Here is a 15,943-nt window from a genome sequence, read left to right as displayed (position 1 = left end):
GGAAACCGGCATGTGTGCAGCGGATGATGCGCAGTCGTGGATACTTTGTCCACAGTGCGATTTAACGGTAAAACTGCCAGTTGTGCCGGTAGGCAGCCGGGCGCGTTGCCCGCGCTGCCACACCACATTAACGGCGAACTGGCATGAGCCGCGTAAGCGGCCTACCGGTTATGCGATCGCGGCTTTGTTTATGCTGGTGCTGGCCAATCTGTTTCCTTTCGTCAATATGCACGTTGCAGGCCTGAGCAGTGAGATCTCACTGCCGGAAATTCCGAATGTCATGGTGCGCGAGGACTACAGCAGCCTCGCCACCCTGTTCCTGCTGTTTGTGCAGGGCATTCCGGCATTTTGCATGGTGACCATCATTCTGCTGGTGAATAAGGTCAGAATGCCACACCACCTGCGATTGGTGCTGGCGCGCATTTTGTTCCAGTTACGTAACTGGGGCATGGCGGAAATCTTCATGGCAGGTGTTCTGGTCAGTTTTGTCAAACTGATGGCCTATGGCGAGATTGGTCTCGGCAGCAGCTTCTGGGCGTGGTGCCTGTTTTGTGTGCTGCAATTGCGAGCCTTCCAGTGTGTGGACCGCCGCTGGGTATGGCAGCGCATTGCGCCATTGCCTGCCTTACCACACGCGCCAAAGGCGGGTATCAGCGGTATACAGCAGGGGATGCGCCGCTGTCCATGTTGTACCGCCATCATGCCCATCGAGCGTAAGGCGTGCAGCCGTTGTGGTGTGGTGGCTCACGCCCGACGGCCTCACAGCCTGCAATGGACGCTGGCGTTGCTGGTAACCTCTCTGATGTTGTACCTCCCATCAAATATTATGCCGATTATGGTGACGGAGACGCTGGGCACGGCGTATCCCTCCAACATCATGGCAGGGGTGATTTTGCTGTGGAGTGACGGATCCTGGCCGGTGGCATTGGTGATTTTTATCGCCAGTATCATGGTGCCTTCGCTCAAAATGCTGGCGATTGGCTGGCTGTGCTGGGATGCCAGTGGACGCGGGCAGCATGATAGCGAGAAGATGCACCTGGTTTATGAGGTGGTGGAGTTTGTTGGCCGCTGGTCAATGATTGATGTGTTTGTTATCGCTGTTCTCTCTGCACTGGTGCGGATGGGGCGGTTGATGAGTGTTTACCCGGCGCCAGGCGCGCTGTTATTTGCCATGGTGGTGATTCTCACCATGTTTGCAGCGCTGGCTTTTGATCCGCGTCTGACCTGGGATCGTGTACGGAAAACCGAACGTAAGGAGCCGCGTCTTGACGGACAATCATCAGGGAATTGCTAACGTCGATCAGATTAAACGCTGGTCGCCGGTCTGGATTGTACCCATTGTCACGCTGTTAATCGGCGGATGGATTCTTTTTTACCACTTCAGCCATCAGGGGCCGGAAGTGACACTGATTACCGAAAATGCCGAGGGTATAGAAGCGGGTAAAACCACCATCAAGAGCCGCAGCGTGGATGTTGGCGTGGTGGAGAGCGCGGTACTGACTGACGATCTGCATCATGTGGAGATCAAAGCGCGGCTGAATTCCGGTATGGATAAACTGTTGCACGGCGACAGCGCTTTCTGGGTGGTCAAACCGCAGATTGGCCGTGAGGGGGTTACTGGTCTTAGTACGTTGCTATCCGGCGCCTATATCGAATTGCAGCCGGGTACTAAGGGTGATAAGCCGGAATCCTATCAATTGCTGGATGCGCCGCCACTGGCTCCACCGGATGCCAAAGGCATTCGTGTCACGCTGGACAGCAAAAAAGCCGGGCAACTCAATCCGGGCGATCCGGTGTTGTTCCGTGGTTATCGTGTCGGTACGGTCGAAACCAGCACTTTCGATACGGAAAAACGCATGATGACCTATCAGCTGTTTATCTCCGCGCCTTATGACCGGCTGGTCACCACCAATGTCCGTTTCTGGAAGGACAGCGGGATTGCGGTGGATATGTCATCTTCGGGTATGCGTGTGGAAATGGGGTCACTCACGACGCTATTCAGCGGTGGCGTCAGCTTTGATGTACCGGATGGCTGGGAACTGGGGCAGGCGGCGGAGAATAAAGCGGAATATCATCTGTTTGACGATCAGCGCAGTATCCAGGATTCGCTGTATACCAACCATATCGACTTCCTGATGTTCTTTACGGATTCGATCCGTGGCCTGCAAGTCGGTGCGCCGGTGGAGTTCCGGGGAATTCGTCTTGGTACGGTGGCGCAGGTGCCTTATACCATCCCTGGTGTTAACCAGGCACTGAACACGGATTATCGTGTACCGGTACTGATCCGCATCGAACCCGATCGCTTTATCAGTCGTCTTGGTGGTGATTTCAATATCGAACAGCATTTGCAGGATGGGAAAAAGCGCGGTCTGCGTGCCACCCTCAAAACCGGTAACCTGTTGTCGGGTGCGTTATATGTCGATCTGGATTTTTACGACAACGTTGCGCCTTATCAGGGGCCGGAAAAAGTGGCAGGGCTTGAGGTGATCCCGACGGTGAGTGGTGGTCTGAGCCAGATTCAGCAGAAACTGCTGGCAGCACTCGACAAGATCAACAACCTGCCGCTCAATCCGATGATCAATGAGGCAACCGGCACCCTGAAGGAGAGCCAGCGCACGCTGCAGCAGCTGCAGAAAACGCTCAACAACCTCAATCAGATCACCGGTAGTCCGGCGATGAAGACGCTGCCAGCGGATATGCAGCAAACGCTGCGTGAACTCAACCGCAGCATGAAAGGGCTGCAGCCGGGATCGCCAGCCTATGACAAGCTGGTGGGCGATATGCAGCGACTGGACCAGGTGCTGCGTGAATTGCAGCCGGTGCTGAAGACCTTGAATAGCAAGAGCAACGCGCTGGTGTTTGAAGCCAAACCGGGCCAGGATCCACAGCCGAAGAGGGCGAAACAGTGAAGAAAGGGCTGATGATTGGGGCGATGCTGCTGCTGGCAGGTTGCAGCAGCACCATTGAAACCACTTACTACCAACTGCCTGCGGGTGCCAGTATGGCACCTGTCAGCACCGATGCCAGCAGTGGGCAACCGATGCTTTGGGTGCAGCAGGTCAGTGTTCCGGATTATCTGGCGGGTAATGGCCTGGTGTACCAGACCAGCGACGTGAAATACGTTATTGCCGCTAATAATCTGTGGGCCAGCCCGCTCGACCAGCAATTGCAGCAAACGCTGATCAATAATCTGAGCCGCGCATTGCCAGGGCGCCTGGTATCCGGTACGCCATTGGGTGAAACGCACGACACGCTGACGGTGAGCGTGACCGGTTTCCAGGGTCGTTACGATGGCAAGGCGATTGTGAGCGGTGAATGGGTGCTGCAACATCAAGGACGGCTTATCAAACACGGCTTTAATCTGACGTTGCCGCAAACGGAAGACGGTTACGATGCGCTGGTGCGCACACTGGCGCTCGGCTGGCAGCAGGTTGCTCAGCAAATTGCGAATAGTGCGATCACGCCAAATTAAGATTTGTTCGAAGCTTATGCTAAGTCCCTGATTTGTCATCATCGTGTGGCAAAAATATCAGGGACTTTTTTATTGCCTAATCAGCCAGATAAGCGATTTTTCTGAAAATTTACCTCATTTTGTGATGTCGGTTTCAGGTCAAATTTATGACATTGGCGTGAATTTTGCGCATTGATCTTTTCCGCCTCTGGGGTTAGAACGTTAGAGTGGTTGAACATTAATTCGCCACTCTATCTTTCCACCAGATTCCACCAGACCTGAAATGAGGGAAACGAGGTATGAAGAGACAGAAAAGAGACCGCCTGGAACGAGCACATTCACGTGGCTATCAGGCCGGCATTACGGGACGCTCAAAAGAGATTTGCCCGTACCAAATGATCGACGCACGGTCTCACTGGTTGGGAGGTTGGCGACAGGCCATGGAGGACAGGTCGGCGGTGGCCTAGCACTGCCGGATGTTCATCGAGTAAGGAACAAACCTCCGCTTAGTGCGGAGGTTTTTGTTTTCCCCGTCATACTTCAGGTTGCATGGGCGTTGGCTTTACTCGCGTGCCGCCTTCCTGCAACGCAAAGTATTTAGGGGAAAGTCAGGAGGACTAAAAAGCGGTGGTGTCTTTGAAGAGGCCCACTTTCAGGTCTGTCGCAGCATAAATCAGGTTGCCATCGACAAATACTTCGCCATCAGCCACGCCCATCACCAGTTTGCGGTTGATGACACGTTTGAAGTGAATTTTGTAAGTCACTTTTTTTGCTGTCGGCAGTACCTGTCCGGTGAATTTCACTTCACCCACGCCCAGTGCGCGGCCTTTACCTTCAGCACCCAGCCAGCCCAGATAGAAGCCAACCAGCTGCCACATAGCATCCAGACCCAGACAGCCCGGCATCACCGGGTCACCGATGAAGTGGCAATCAAAGAACCACAGGTCGGGGCGGATATCCAGCTCGGCTTCGACAAAGCCTTTGTCGTATTTACCGCCGTCTTCGGTCATTTTGACCACGCGGTCCATCATCAACATATTGCCTGATGGAAGCGGCGGTCCGTTTTCGCCAAACAGTTCTCCGCGACCTGAGGCAACCAGGTCTTCTTTGCTATAGGATTCGCGTTTATCTACCATGTTCTCAATAAGCCTTATTTAGTGAAGCCCGAATATTAGCGAACAGTTGTACGCTGGGCAATGCTATCAGCTGTGGTTAAACCAGTTAAGCCAACGTAATGGCCACGGACGCTGACGTGTTTCATGCTGGTTAAGCAGAGCGATACGTTCCTGAATGGTGCTTAGCAGTGAATCACCGCTCTCACTTTGCCACTCCACGCCTGTCAGCAATGGCAGGGCTTCATCTACACGCTCAATTGCCCAGATGTGGAACTGGCCCTGTTCTACCGCTTCAACGACCGCGGTATTCAGGCTCAGGTGGCGCACGTTGCTGGCGGGCAAAATCACGCCCTGCTGGCCGGTGAGACCGCGTTCGTGACAAATGCTGAAGAAACCTTCAATTTTCTCATTAAGGCCGCCGACCGGCTGAACATTGCCGAACTGATCCACAGAACCCGTAACGGCGATCTGCTGATTCAGCGGCTGATTAGCCAGTGCACTGATCAGGGCGCACAGTTCGGCGAGAGAGGCACTATCGCCATCAACCTCAGAATAGGATTGTTCAAACACCAGTGATGCAGAGAAGGGGAGCTGTTGCTCCAGTTCCAGTTCTGCAATCAGATAGGCCTGCATGATCATCATGCCTTTCGCATGAATATTGCCACCCAATTCTGCTTTGCGTTCGACATCGGTGAATTCACCATCACCCGGATGCACCACACAGGTAATGCGGGAAGGTTCGCCCCATGGACGCGGATGCCCCGGGAATTCAATGACCGAAAGGCCATTGATCTGACCTACCGCTTCACCTTCTGTCTCGATCATGATCTGATTGAGCAGAATTTCATCACGCATACGGTCGGCGAGGAAACTTTCACGCCACTGACGAGCTTCCAGTGCGTCTTTCAGCGCTTCGGCATTGAGTGCGTCACCGTGCAACGCCGCTTCCTGCATCTGGCGGCGCAGCCAGCGTGGACAAAGTGGCAGCGTATCCTGATCGCCAGTGTTGCGTACCGCCTCGTTGATCAGCAGCGGCCAGAAGTCCTCTTCCGGATCGGGCAGACCGGCCTGACGTGCCAGGTTTAGTGTCCATTGGCACCAGGAGGTCATGTCTTCTTCATCCAGCACCTGGAGGTTTTCTTCAAACTCACTGTAAAGTGCCATCTCATGCGCTTCTGTGTCCAGCGCCTGAAAATCAGCCAGTGCATCACGTTCGCCGCAAAGAATCAGGCGCAACCGGAGGGGCAGAGGAGGGATAGCGACTGGCAATGGCTGGCGCTCATCCTGCGAATACCAGTCAAAACGGCCTGATTCGACGCTTTTTTTCAGGCGTAACCACATCAATGGCTGTGCCAGCAGCGTGGTTACGCTCAGAATAAGCGTGCCACCGTTAGCACGATGTAATAACCCCGGCTCCAGCTGCATACGATCTTTATACTGACGCACGCAACCGAAAAGCTGTTCAAATTCAATCCAGTCGGCATAATGCACGCCGCCCTGGCTGGTAAAAGGTCGGCTGCTGTCAGTCGGCGGCAGCAGACTCACATTGTCGCCCATAACCAGATAATCGCCCCCCGCAAGGGTTGCCGTTTCTGGCTGGAAACGCTGCGCAGCACTGGCAATCCAGGCGAGGTAATCGTTATTTTCCTGGCTGCGTAACAACAGCAGTGGTAATCCTTGTTGCTGATGATGCAAATGCGCCAGCGCATTCAGCAGACGCGGCTGGACCGCGGCCAGACTATCGCTATCTTCCAGTGAGACGTCAGAGAAAATGGATTGGTAGCGGGTGCTATCCGGCTGCAGGGCTTGCCACGTGAGTTGAGAGCTGGTCAAAATATTCCATTCGTCAGATTCGGGAAAAGCGCGATTATACAGGAATCAACCGGGTTAAGCACTGCGGAGTTCCAGCCCGAATTGTGACGGTTGCAACATGTTTTTCCTTGCTGCATCCGGGAAAAAAGCTGTTATTCTTAGTTTGTTACGTGATCACGATGAGATTCCGATGAAATACCAGCAACTCGAAAATCTTGAAAGTGGATGGAAGTGGAAATACCTGGTGAAAAAGCATCGGGAAGGTGAGCTGATCACCCGTCATCTGGAACTGAGTGCAGCCCAGGTCGCGGTGGATGCCTTGCTGTCGATGGAAAATAGCCCGGTAGAGGTCAACGAATGGATTGCCCAGCATATTCATCCCGATCTGGATAATCGTCTTAAGCAGACCATCCGGGCACGTCGGAAACGCCATTTTAATGCCGAACATCAGCATACCAGGAAGAAATCCATCGACCTGGAATATCTGGTGTGGCAGCGTCTGGCAGGGTTAGCACAACGTCGTAGCAGTACCCTTTCTGACACTATTGTGCAGCTGATTGAAGATGCAGAGCGTAAAGAGAAGTATGCCAGCCAGATGTCTACGCTGAAGCAGGATTTACAGGCAATTCTGGGAAAAGATGGCGCAGAGAACGAATAGCTTTCGTTTCTGATAAACAGCAATAAAAAACCCCGCCGAGGCGGGGTTTTTACCGCGTGTGAACTTAAGCCTGCGGCTGAGTTACCACGTCTTTGATACCTTTCACGTCGATTTCAACGCGACGGTCCGGTGCCAGGCAGTCGATCAGGGCATTGCGGCCTTTCACGCTGTCACAGGTGTTGCCAGTAACCGGGTTAGATTTGCCCATACCACGTGCAGAGATCTTGTTGGACGGGATACCTTTAGAAACCAGGTAATCGACAACAGACTGAGCGCGTTTCTCAGACAGTTTCTGGTTGTACTGCTCTGAACCGATACGGTCGGTGAAGCCCAGAACAACGACTGAACCGTCTTTCGGGTCCAGTGAGCTCAGCTGGCTGTACAGCTGGTCCAGAGCCTGCTGACCTTCTGGTTTCAGGGTAGCTTTGTTGAAGTTGAACAGGACGTCAGACTTCAGGGTGAAACGCTTGGTTTCAACAACCGGAGCCGGGGCCGGAGCCGGAGCTACAACCGGGGCAGCAGCTTCATCCTGACCGAAACGGTAAGAAACACCGACGCTCAGCATGCTGTTGTCAGGGCGTGCGCCAACGGTGCCAGCATCGCCGATGTTGTTAACCCACTGGTAGTCCAGACGAGCAGCCCAGTTCTGGGTCAGTGCGTATTCAACACCAACAGCAGCCAGCGGAGAAACGCCGGTGTCGTGATCGCTGATGCGCACGCCGTTGTTGTTCTGAGTTGAATCAGCACGCCATACCATACCGCCCAGACGGGTGTAGATGTCCAGATCGTCAGTGATTGGGTAGCTCAGTTTAGCAGCCAGCTGAACGCCTTGTGCTTTGAATGCGCCATTGATGTTGTTGCCTTTGTAAGGCATACGGCCCAGCCAGTCATAACCCAGCTCGAAGCCCAGGTACTGGTTAGCCTGGTAGCCCGCGAAAGCGCCTGCACCCAGCTGATCCTGGTGAGTCGGACCGTCATTGTTCACATAACCGTTACCGTAGTAACCTTTGTCGTGGTACTGAGACCAGCCCAGTTTAGCACCGGTATACCAGGTGTTATCTTTAGGAGCGGCCTGCGCTACGGTAGCGAAGCCAGCCAGTGCCACTGCAATTGCGATAGCTGTCTTTTTCATTTTGCGCCTCGTTATCATCCAAATAGGCAATGAGCAAAAATGTTTGCTCTTGGTTGTAATCCAATCCTTCGCCGGGTCAACATGCTCGCTTATGACTCTACCGAAAAAAACGGAGGTTATTGAGCACCCTGGCGAGGTAAAGTCTACAACGAGATTGGAAACTTACAAGTATGATGTGACGCCAGGCGATAAAAAAACAGGGGTTTATACACACATTTTAACAATTGACATGGCATAATCTTCGTGATCAGAAATGAAAAAAACGGCTAAGCCATTGTCTAAGCTGGCTGGACAAGAATCAGTGGCTTAGCGTTAACTTCCGCAAAAAACGGTGTGGGAAAAATCTTAATTTTACTTAATGAAACAAATCTGAGGGAATTTTTGACGCAGACGGTTGTCTCGACAAAACAGCTTCGTACCCTTGCGGACGCATAACCAGCCCCAAAGCTTCACCTTCCGCTGCCGCCTGTTTCAGTTCCCAGCGCTCTTCATCATTAAGCTCGTACGGGATCCATGCCAGAACCACGCTATAGTTCCCGGTACGCAGGGCTTTGACCATACTTTCTACCGTACTGTAACGTTCACTTTCGGTGATATGCATACTCTTTTCCAGCGGCAAACCTGACTGCTGCATCCACTGGCGATTCAGTTTGTGTGCTGGTGTTAACCACAGCTGCCAGCGTGATTGCAGGCTCAATTGTTGCAGGACTGGCAACAGCATAAGTTGCATCATGCCGGGTTGTTCACTGTAACGCAGCTCTGTAATGCCACCCAGAGTAGGTTGTGCTACACCTGAAGTTGCAAAACGGTGAGAACGATCAGCGGTGCCAGAGAATTGAGTACGCATAATTTAATCACTCAGTAATGAACTGTATGAATATACAGTAATGGCTTCCTGGATAAAGATCAACCTCAATTTCTGAAAACGTCTCGCAAATTCTGCACATTTTTTGCTCTGACTGCATTTATTCATTGAACAGCCAGATCGTTTTTCATATCTTCTAACTCGATGAATAAATGGATATTTATTAGGATTTTTCTGGTAAAAGGACTTCAGGAAGGTGTCAGCATGAAAAAAACTCATCCGGTTGTTGAGCAATCAAAAGTGCGGCTGGCGGCACTGGGAAAAATTGAATCTCGCACGCAGTTTGGTGGTTATGCGCTTACCGTGGAAAAGGTGGTCTTTGCGTTTATCAATGACGATTCACTCTACTTACGTGCCTGTGAAGCGGTGATGGATTATGCAGTTGAACGCCCCATGGAGCCGCTGGTTTATCGCAAACGTGGGATACCTGTGGTCCTGAACTATTTCAAAGTTGATAAATGGCTTTGGCAGGAGCCAGAACGGTTGATGCGGTTGTCTGCCAGCGCTTTACGGGCGGCGCGCGATGAGCTTGAGACCAAATATGTCTCGTTGCGGTTAAAGGATTTACCCAATCTCAGCATGCGCATGGAGATGCTGCTGCATAAGGTCGGTATTTGTTCGGTAAAACATTTGTATGAAATCGGCGCGAAGCAGAGTTGGCTAAAACTGCGGACGGTGAATAAGCATATTGGCCTGAAAACACTGCTGGCGTTACAGGGAGCGATTTCCGGACATCATGAGGCGGCGCTGCCGAGTGAGGTGCGAGCAGAGCTTTGCGCGTGGTATCAAAAAACGCTCCGCTAGTGACATAGCAGAGCGTTTCGTTTTTAAGCCGCCACGAGGATGCGACGCAGGCGCGCAATTTCCGGCAGCAGGGCGATGAGTAATCCCAGCTGTTGTAAAACTAACGGTGCCTGCGTTTCCGGACTGGCTTTCATTCCGGCCAGACGATGGAGCAGGTCTTGCTGCATCCGGGCGGCCTCAGCATCGCTGACCCGTTCAATTTGCAAAACATCCTCAACGAAGCATACCGCATCATCCAGCAAAGCCAGTAACGTCGGGTCGCTCAGCCCAACGCGATGTGCCCCGAGCGCCGAAATATAGCTGAGAAAGGAGTGATTCAGGCACAGCAGCCGAAAGGCATTTTCACGTAATGATTGCTGATAACGGGCTTCGCTGCTCATATTGGAAACCACCGAGGCCAGTTCTGCATCGGCGTTGTGTGCATCGCGGCGAGCCACGCGATAAGCCAGACGGTTATCTTTACCCTGATGATATTGCTCCATAATGGCATCAAGGTAGCGACAGTTGGCATTCAGGGTGCGCTCGGCTACGGCGGGTAACTGACGGAAGCGCCAGTCCGGCCAGACGAAGGCTACAGCCAGCCATGCAAGACCACAGCCCAGCAGTGTATCGATGACACGCGGCAGCGCGACTTCAAAACCTTCACCCAGCAGATTGAAGCACAACAGCACCAGCAGCGTAATGAACAGGGTCGCCTGGGCATATTGTATTTGCCGAAAGGCGAAAAACAGTACACCACTGAGGACGATCAATATCAGCTGTCCTTCTATTGAAGGTACCAGCCACAATACCGGCAAGCCGATGGCTATCCCCGCCAGTGTGCCACCAATGCGCAGTGCGAGGCGACGTCGTGTGGCATTGTAGTTCGGCTGGCAGACGAACAGGCTGGTTAGCAGAATCCAGTAGCCACGGTGTAAGCCCGTTAGTTGAATAAAGCCATAGCCCACGCATAACACCAGTGTCATTCTGACTGCGTGTCGAAATAGCGCTGAAGTTGGTGTGAGATGACGGCTAATACGCAAGCGGATATCCGCCCAGCCGCTTAACTCATCGCTGGAAAGGTTGTCATCGCTTGATGCGGCGGGTTGTGCCAGTTTTTGTTCTGACTCAATCGACGCCAGTTGAGCGTCCATGGCGCGCAAATTGCGTAACAGCCAGAACAGGGCGCGGATATTGGCTTCATCGGGAGCGCTTTGCTGCAAGCGTGCCAGCGCGGTTTCCAGCCGCTCAAAAGCGCGTTCAAAGTGTGTATCGTGGTGCCATGGCTGGCGCAATAAAATGTTCTCCGCCAACTGACGACAGGCGTGTGCCTGCATATTCAGCAAACGTTGAAACCGAAACAGCACTTCGTTGTAGCGCCAGTCGTCACGTAGTTGATGATATTGCAGATGGGATGAGCTGGCGCGTTCATGAATATCCTGGGCGACAAAATAATAGTGCAGGCTGCGCCTGGTACTGCGGGAGCCTCGATCACCACGCAATCGGCTTTGAATGGTACTTTTGGTGAGGTTTAGCTGGGCCACCAGTTGGCTGTTCACCATGGCAGTGGCGATCAGGGCGGCATCATCCAGCTCACCACCATCGGGATCAAAGAGGCTGGCCTTGGCATCCAGGTAGCGCGCCAGCTGGGAGAAACTGGCTGCCAGCTGTTCCTGAACCGGGCGTACCGGAAAGATCAGATGGCCGATTAAGGTCAGCAGGTTGTACCACAAGGCCCCCAGCAGCAGCAGGGAGGGCTGCATCCACCATTGGTGAAACAGACCTGTGCCGAGCATGGTATAGACGGCAATAAGCAGGGCACCGAAGGCGATGGTGGCGTAACGCTGTCCGAGCGCCCCCAGCAGAATAAATCCCCAGGTTGACAGTGCCAGACCGATGACAAAGGCCCAGGGATAGGGGAACAGCAATTCGACGGATACCGAAGCGACACAAAAACAGATAAGGGTAATCAGCAGATTACGCAGGCGTCCTGCCAGACGATCGTCGAGATCGGCCAGTGCTGCCGCCACTACACCCAGGGTGAGTGGGATCGTCCACTCAATCTGCTGTAGCCACCAGGGTACGGCGGCGCACCCCGCAAGGGCGAAAAAAATACGCAGTAAGTAACGCAGGCTGCTGCTAAACAGATAACGACGCCAGCCAGGTAAAGCATCATATATCATGGTGCGGCCTTAGTAACGACGGCGGGCATTGGCTTCCCGCGCTGCCTGAGCTTCTTCCACCGACACCACGCGACGTCCCACCGGCCACAAAGCGATGGCAGCTATCTTGAAATTGGCAATGCCAACAGGAATACCGATAATCGTCAGGCACTGTACGATACCGGCAGAAATATGCATCAGGCACAGCCACCAGCCAAAAAACACCAGCCAGAAGATGTTGAGAAAGGTACCACCCGCGTTCATCACCTGGTTTTTGCTGTCCGGACGCAGTACATCAATGTGCACCGCTTCATTACCAAATGGCAGCAGTGAGAGTTTGGTTATCTCCCAGCAGGAACGTGTTAATGGCAGCGTGAAGATAAGTATGATGCTGATCAGGGTCGCCAGCAGCCAGCTAAGGGTGGTAAAAACGCCACCCAGTACAAAGTTGAGAATATTGAGCACGGTGCGCATAACACGATTTTCCTTTTGCAATCCGCAATATGTGACGCCAAGTTTAGCCTGTTTTAAGGCTGGAGCGTCAAGGGTCTGGCAGGTAAACTGCGCGATAATCCTATTCCTGAAGACGGTGCAGACATGGAACTAAAAGCAACATCAATGGGTAAACGTCTGGCACAGCACCCTTATAATCGTGTACGTCTGCTGGCTGCAGGAGTTGAAGTCAGCGGCGATCGTCATGAATACCTCATTCCTTTCAATCAGTTATTAGATATTGTTTGTAAGCGTGGGCTGGTATGGGGCGAGCTGGAATTTTTGCTGCCTGAAGACAAAGTGGTGCGATTGCACGGCACTGAGTGGCAGGAAACACAGCGCTTTTTTCATTACCTGCAACAAGCCTGGCAACGTTGGAGCCAGGAGATGAGTGAGGTTTGTGTTGAGGTGTTGACCCACTTACAACAGGAAATCTTTGCCTTTACCGGACAGGACCGCTGGTTGAAACGCAGCGAGCTTAATGCGGTGAAGGAAAATATCACCCGGCAATTCTCCGCGCTACCTTTGCCGACATCCCGTCTCAAAAAGTTCGAAAGTTGCCGTGAATTGTGGCAATTCTGCCAGCAATGGCTGGAGCAGGGTGACGCTGCCATTCGTCAGCGTAATCGTGAATGGACCGCAAAAATTCTTCAGGAGTATCAGGAATTCTTTTCCACGGTTGAGACGACTCCACTGAATCCTTCGCAATGCGAAGCCGTGGTTAACGGTGAAGATGCGTTGCTGGTGCTGGCGGGTGCCGGCAGTGGCAAAACCTCGGTGCTGGTGGCGCGTGCTGGTTGGTTATTAAGACGCAAACTGGCACAGCCGGAACAAATTTTGCTGCTGGCCTTTGGTCGTCAGGCGGCAGATGAGATGAACGATCGCATCCAGGCGCGGCTCGGCAAAAGCGCGATTCAGGCGCGTACCTTCCATGCGCTGGCGTTGCATATTATTCGCGAGGGCAGCAATAAGCAGCCGGTTATCAGCAAACTGGAAAGTGACAGCAAAGCCCGCCGTCAATTGCTGATTGAGGCCTGGCGTGAACAATGCAGCAGTAAAAAAGCACAGGCCAACGGCTGGCGTCAGTGGCTCCAGGACGAGCTGGAGTGGGACATTGCCGAAGGGCCGTTCTGGCAGGATGACAAACTGGCGCAGCGTCTGGCTTCTCGTCTGGAACGCTGGCTGGGACTGATGCGGATGCACGGCGGTGCTCAGGCCGCGATGATTGCGGATGTGCCGGAAGAACAGCGCGATCAATTTAGCAAACGTATTAAGTTGATGGCTCCGATCCTGAAGGTGTGGAAAACTGCGCTGAAAGAGGAGGGGGCTGTCGATTTCTCCGGCCTGATCCATCAGGCGATTGCTATCCTGGAGAAAGGGCGATTTATCAGCCCGTGGAAGCATATTCTGGTGGATGAATTTCAGGATATCTCTCCACAACGTGCCGCATTACTGACCGCATTGCGTCAGCAAAACAAACGTACGGCGCTGTTTGCCGTGGGTGATGACTGGCAGGCCATTTATCGCTTTAGCGGAGCGGAGATGAGTCTCACGACGGCCTTCCATCATTATTTTGGCGAAGGTGATCGCTGCGTGCTGGATACCACATATCGTTTTAACGATCGTATTGGTGAAATTGCCAATCGTTTTGTGCAGCAAAACCCACATCAGCTGCGCAAGCCACTGAATAGTCTTACCAAAGGGAATAAGAAGTCAATTACGTTACTGGCACAGGAACAACTTGAACCATTACTTGATAAGTTAAGTGGTTACGTTAAACCGGAGGAGCGCGTCCTGCTGCTGGCACGTTACCATCATTTACGTCCGGCGCTGCTGGATAAAGCCAAAACCCGCTGGCCAAAACTGCAACTGGATTTTATGACTATCCACGCCAGCAAGGGGCAACAGGCAGACTATGTTATCGTACTGGGCTTGCATGAGGGACGTGATGGATTTCCGGCTGCGGCGCGGGAATCCATCATGGAACAAGGGTTGTTACCGCAACCAGAGGCGTTTCCGGATGCGGAAGAACGTCGATTAGCCTACGTGGCGCTGACGCGTGCGCGTCAGCAGGTTTGGTTGCTGTTCGATAAGGACCGGCCTTCCGTATTTGTCGGGCATTTCCGCGATTTAGGGGTGCCGCAGAACCGGAAAGCCTGATGTATTACGCTTTCAGGCGTTCTGCCAGATAACGTGGGTAATCAGGGATCTGAATCTCCACTTCACGGGCAAACATCGGCGACTGGATGAGGAAATCCGCGGTGGAGCGGTTTGTCGCTACCGGGATATTCCAGACTGTCGCCAGGCGCAGCAACGCTTTAACGTCGGGATCGTGCGGTACGGCGTTAAGCGGGTCCCAGAAAAAGAACAACACATCAATTTTACCTTCCGAAATCAGCGCACCAACCTGCTGATCGCCGCCCAGCGGTCCACTCAGCATGGCGTTAACGTCCAGACCGGTATGACGATTGATCAGATTGCCGGTGGTACCGGTGGCGTACAACACATGTGACTGCAGCGCGCTTTGGTTTTTCTGCACCCAATCCAGCAATGAGGCTTTGCAGTGATCGTGAGCGACGAGGGCGATATGTTTCTGAATATTGAGGGTACGAACGGTTTGCTCCATGGGGCTTCCTGATTCTTAGCGGTCGATGTAAGTAATACATCGAGTTTACCCCTGGCGTTTCGTTCCTATCAACTTGCGCGTAAGGTTTTCATCCAGCTGAGAAAACGCAAACGGGTGGCGGCATCAAAACGCTCAAACCAACGTTGTAATAAAGGCAGATCACTGACGTCCTGCCAGGCGAAATCTGCGTTTATCTGAGTGTCAGACATGCTGCTGGTTTGCACCGCAAAACGCGGCACGGAAGCGGCCTGACCATTACGGTTATACTTCAGCATTGCCTGTTCAAGATCGCCACCATCCGGCTGCGGCAGGCGGTCACGAATACTGGCGATTTCTTTACCCTGCTCATCGACCAGCTGGAAATTGAGAGTTCTGTCGAAGGTGGAGCGCTCACGGCGGTTATCCAGCGCGGGCAGACGAATCGCGACGGTTTTGGCTGTGGCGGTAAAGGTCACAATCATAGGTACCGACTGATAATGCGGGTTGTTGTGAGGTGATGAATCAGGTGATTTTTCCACGCGAAACAGAAACTGGTGCTGTCCGCGTTCCAGCTCCAGGCTGTCAGCGCCTTTCAACAGTGAGCCGGAAATTTTGCGCCCATCCAGCACCAGAAGATCGATTTCCGGATCAAGTTTCAGGGTAATGGCATGGCAGGATGCCGATACGAGTAGCATTATCAAACTCGTAACAGCCAAAAACAGCTTCATTTCAACTCCCGTGAGCTGGGCGCAAATCAGTGATGTGTAGCAAATTATTACATTATGGCAGTTAGTTTACATTTTAACATACTTATTCGTGCTGCCGCGCAAACTTTTCCGCTATGGAAAGGGGGCGAGGTCAGCTGATG

Annotated in this window: 14 protein-coding genes and 1 pseudogene; 7 read left to right on the top strand and 8 right to left on the bottom strand. The window is 52.9% G+C overall.

Annotation, left to right across the window (positions count from 1 at the left end; all coding sequences use genetic code 11):
* Positions 1-10: 10 nt before the first annotated feature.
* The 4 genes from pqiA (at position 11) to rmf (ending at position 3,918) form a co-directional block, all read left to right on the top strand.
* Positions 11-1,294, top strand: coding sequence for a membrane integrity-associated transporter subunit PqiA (pqiA, locus tag RCF31_RS06015; protein WP_416413223.1), 1,284 nt, complete (start codon positions 11-13; stop codon positions 1,292-1,294).
* On the top strand, positions 1,266-2,909 hold the full coding sequence (gene pqiB / locus RCF31_RS06010) for an intermembrane transport protein PqiB (protein WP_416412813.1): 1,644 nt from the start codon (positions 1,266-1,268) through the stop codon (positions 2,907-2,909). The genes pqiA and pqiB overlap by 29 nt, the downstream gene beginning before the upstream one ends.
* Positions 2,906-3,472, top strand: coding sequence for a membrane integrity-associated transporter subunit PqiC (gene pqiC, locus RCF31_RS06005; protein ID WP_416412812.1), 567 nt, complete (start codon positions 2,906-2,908; stop codon positions 3,470-3,472). Before pqiB ends, pqiC begins: the two co-directional genes overlap by 4 nt.
* Positions 3,473-3,750: 278 nt before the next feature.
* Positions 3,751-3,918, top strand: a complete 168-nt coding sequence (rmf, locus tag RCF31_RS06000) for a ribosome modulation factor (RefSeq protein ID WP_013508548.1) — start codon at positions 3,751-3,753, stop codon at positions 3,916-3,918.
* A gap of 150 nt (positions 3,919-4,068) precedes the next feature.
* Here rmf and fabA read toward each other — a convergent pair whose 3' ends face one another.
* The gene (gene fabA / locus RCF31_RS05995; RefSeq protein ID WP_084873737.1) at positions 4,069-4,587 is read right to left on the bottom strand and encodes a bifunctional 3-hydroxydecanoyl-ACP dehydratase/trans-2-decenoyl-ACP isomerase; all 519 of its coding nucleotides are present in this window, start codon (positions 4,585-4,587) and stop codon (positions 4,069-4,071) included.
* Between the two features lie 66 nt (positions 4,588-4,653).
* Positions 4,654-6,515 (bottom strand): annotated as a pseudogene (locus RCF31_RS05990) (AAA family ATPase).
* A gap of 53 nt (positions 6,516-6,568) precedes the next feature.
* Here RCF31_RS05990 and matP point away from each other — a divergent pair.
* Positions 6,569-7,036 (top strand): macrodomain Ter protein MatP, encoded by a 468-nt coding sequence (gene matP, locus RCF31_RS05985; protein ID WP_139810901.1) that lies wholly within the window; start codon positions 6,569-6,571, stop codon positions 7,034-7,036.
* 64 nt (positions 7,037-7,100) lie between these two features.
* On the opposite strand, the gene ompA is transcribed toward matP, so the two are convergent.
* Complete coding sequence (gene ompA / locus RCF31_RS05980) at positions 7,101-8,168, bottom strand: porin OmpA (protein WP_416412811.1); 1,068 nt, start codon at positions 8,166-8,168, stop codon at positions 7,101-7,103.
* Between the two features lie 355 nt (positions 8,169-8,523).
* Positions 8,524-9,015 carry an SOS-induced cell division inhibitor SulA gene (gene sulA, locus RCF31_RS05975; RefSeq protein ID WP_299446021.1) on the bottom strand — a complete coding sequence of 164 codons (492 nt, stop codon included), beginning with the start codon at positions 9,013-9,015 and terminating at the stop codon, positions 8,524-8,526.
* Between the two features lie 222 nt (positions 9,016-9,237).
* Between sulA and RCF31_RS05970 the strand changes: the two genes are divergently transcribed.
* The gene (locus RCF31_RS05970; RefSeq protein WP_416413222.1) at positions 9,238-9,837 is read left to right on the top strand and encodes a TfoX/Sxy family DNA transformation protein; all 600 of its coding nucleotides are present in this window, start codon (positions 9,238-9,240) and stop codon (positions 9,835-9,837) included.
* 23 nt (positions 9,838-9,860) lie between these two features.
* On the opposite strand, the gene yccS is transcribed toward RCF31_RS05970, so the two are convergent.
* Positions 9,861-11,999 (bottom strand): YccS family putative transporter, encoded by a 2,139-nt coding sequence (gene yccS, locus RCF31_RS05965; protein ID WP_416412810.1) that lies wholly within the window; start codon positions 11,997-11,999, stop codon positions 9,861-9,863.
* A 9-nt stretch (positions 12,000-12,008) separates the two neighbouring features.
* Positions 12,009-12,452: a YccF domain-containing protein gene (locus RCF31_RS05960; RefSeq protein ID WP_084873743.1), complete on the bottom strand. Its 444-nt coding sequence runs from the start codon at positions 12,450-12,452 to the stop codon at positions 12,009-12,011.
* A gap of 123 nt (positions 12,453-12,575) precedes the next feature.
* Here RCF31_RS05960 and helD point away from each other — a divergent pair, with 123 nt between their 5' ends.
* Entirely contained in the window at positions 12,576-14,630 is a 2,055-nt protein-coding gene (gene helD / locus RCF31_RS05955) for a DNA helicase IV (RefSeq protein ID WP_416412809.1), read from the top strand.
* 4 nt (positions 14,631-14,634) lie between these two features.
* Here the strand turns inward: helD and mgsA are convergent, their stop codons facing one another.
* Together mgsA and RCF31_RS05945 are read right to left on the bottom strand one after the other, a co-directional pair.
* Positions 14,635-15,096, bottom strand: a complete 462-nt coding sequence (gene mgsA / locus RCF31_RS05950) for a methylglyoxal synthase (protein WP_299446005.1) — start codon at positions 15,094-15,096, stop codon at positions 14,635-14,637.
* A gap of 68 nt (positions 15,097-15,164) precedes the next feature.
* Positions 15,165-15,803, bottom strand: coding sequence for a DUF2057 family protein (locus RCF31_RS05945; protein WP_416412808.1), 639 nt, complete (start codon positions 15,801-15,803; stop codon positions 15,165-15,167).
* Between the last annotated feature and the right edge of the window lie 140 nt (positions 15,804-15,943).

The organism is Pantoea sp. App145, assembly GCF_047947045.1.
GTDB lineage: Bacteria > Pseudomonadota > Gammaproteobacteria > Enterobacterales > Enterobacteriaceae > Pantoea.
This window is presented reverse-complemented; position numbering and strand designations above follow the sequence as displayed.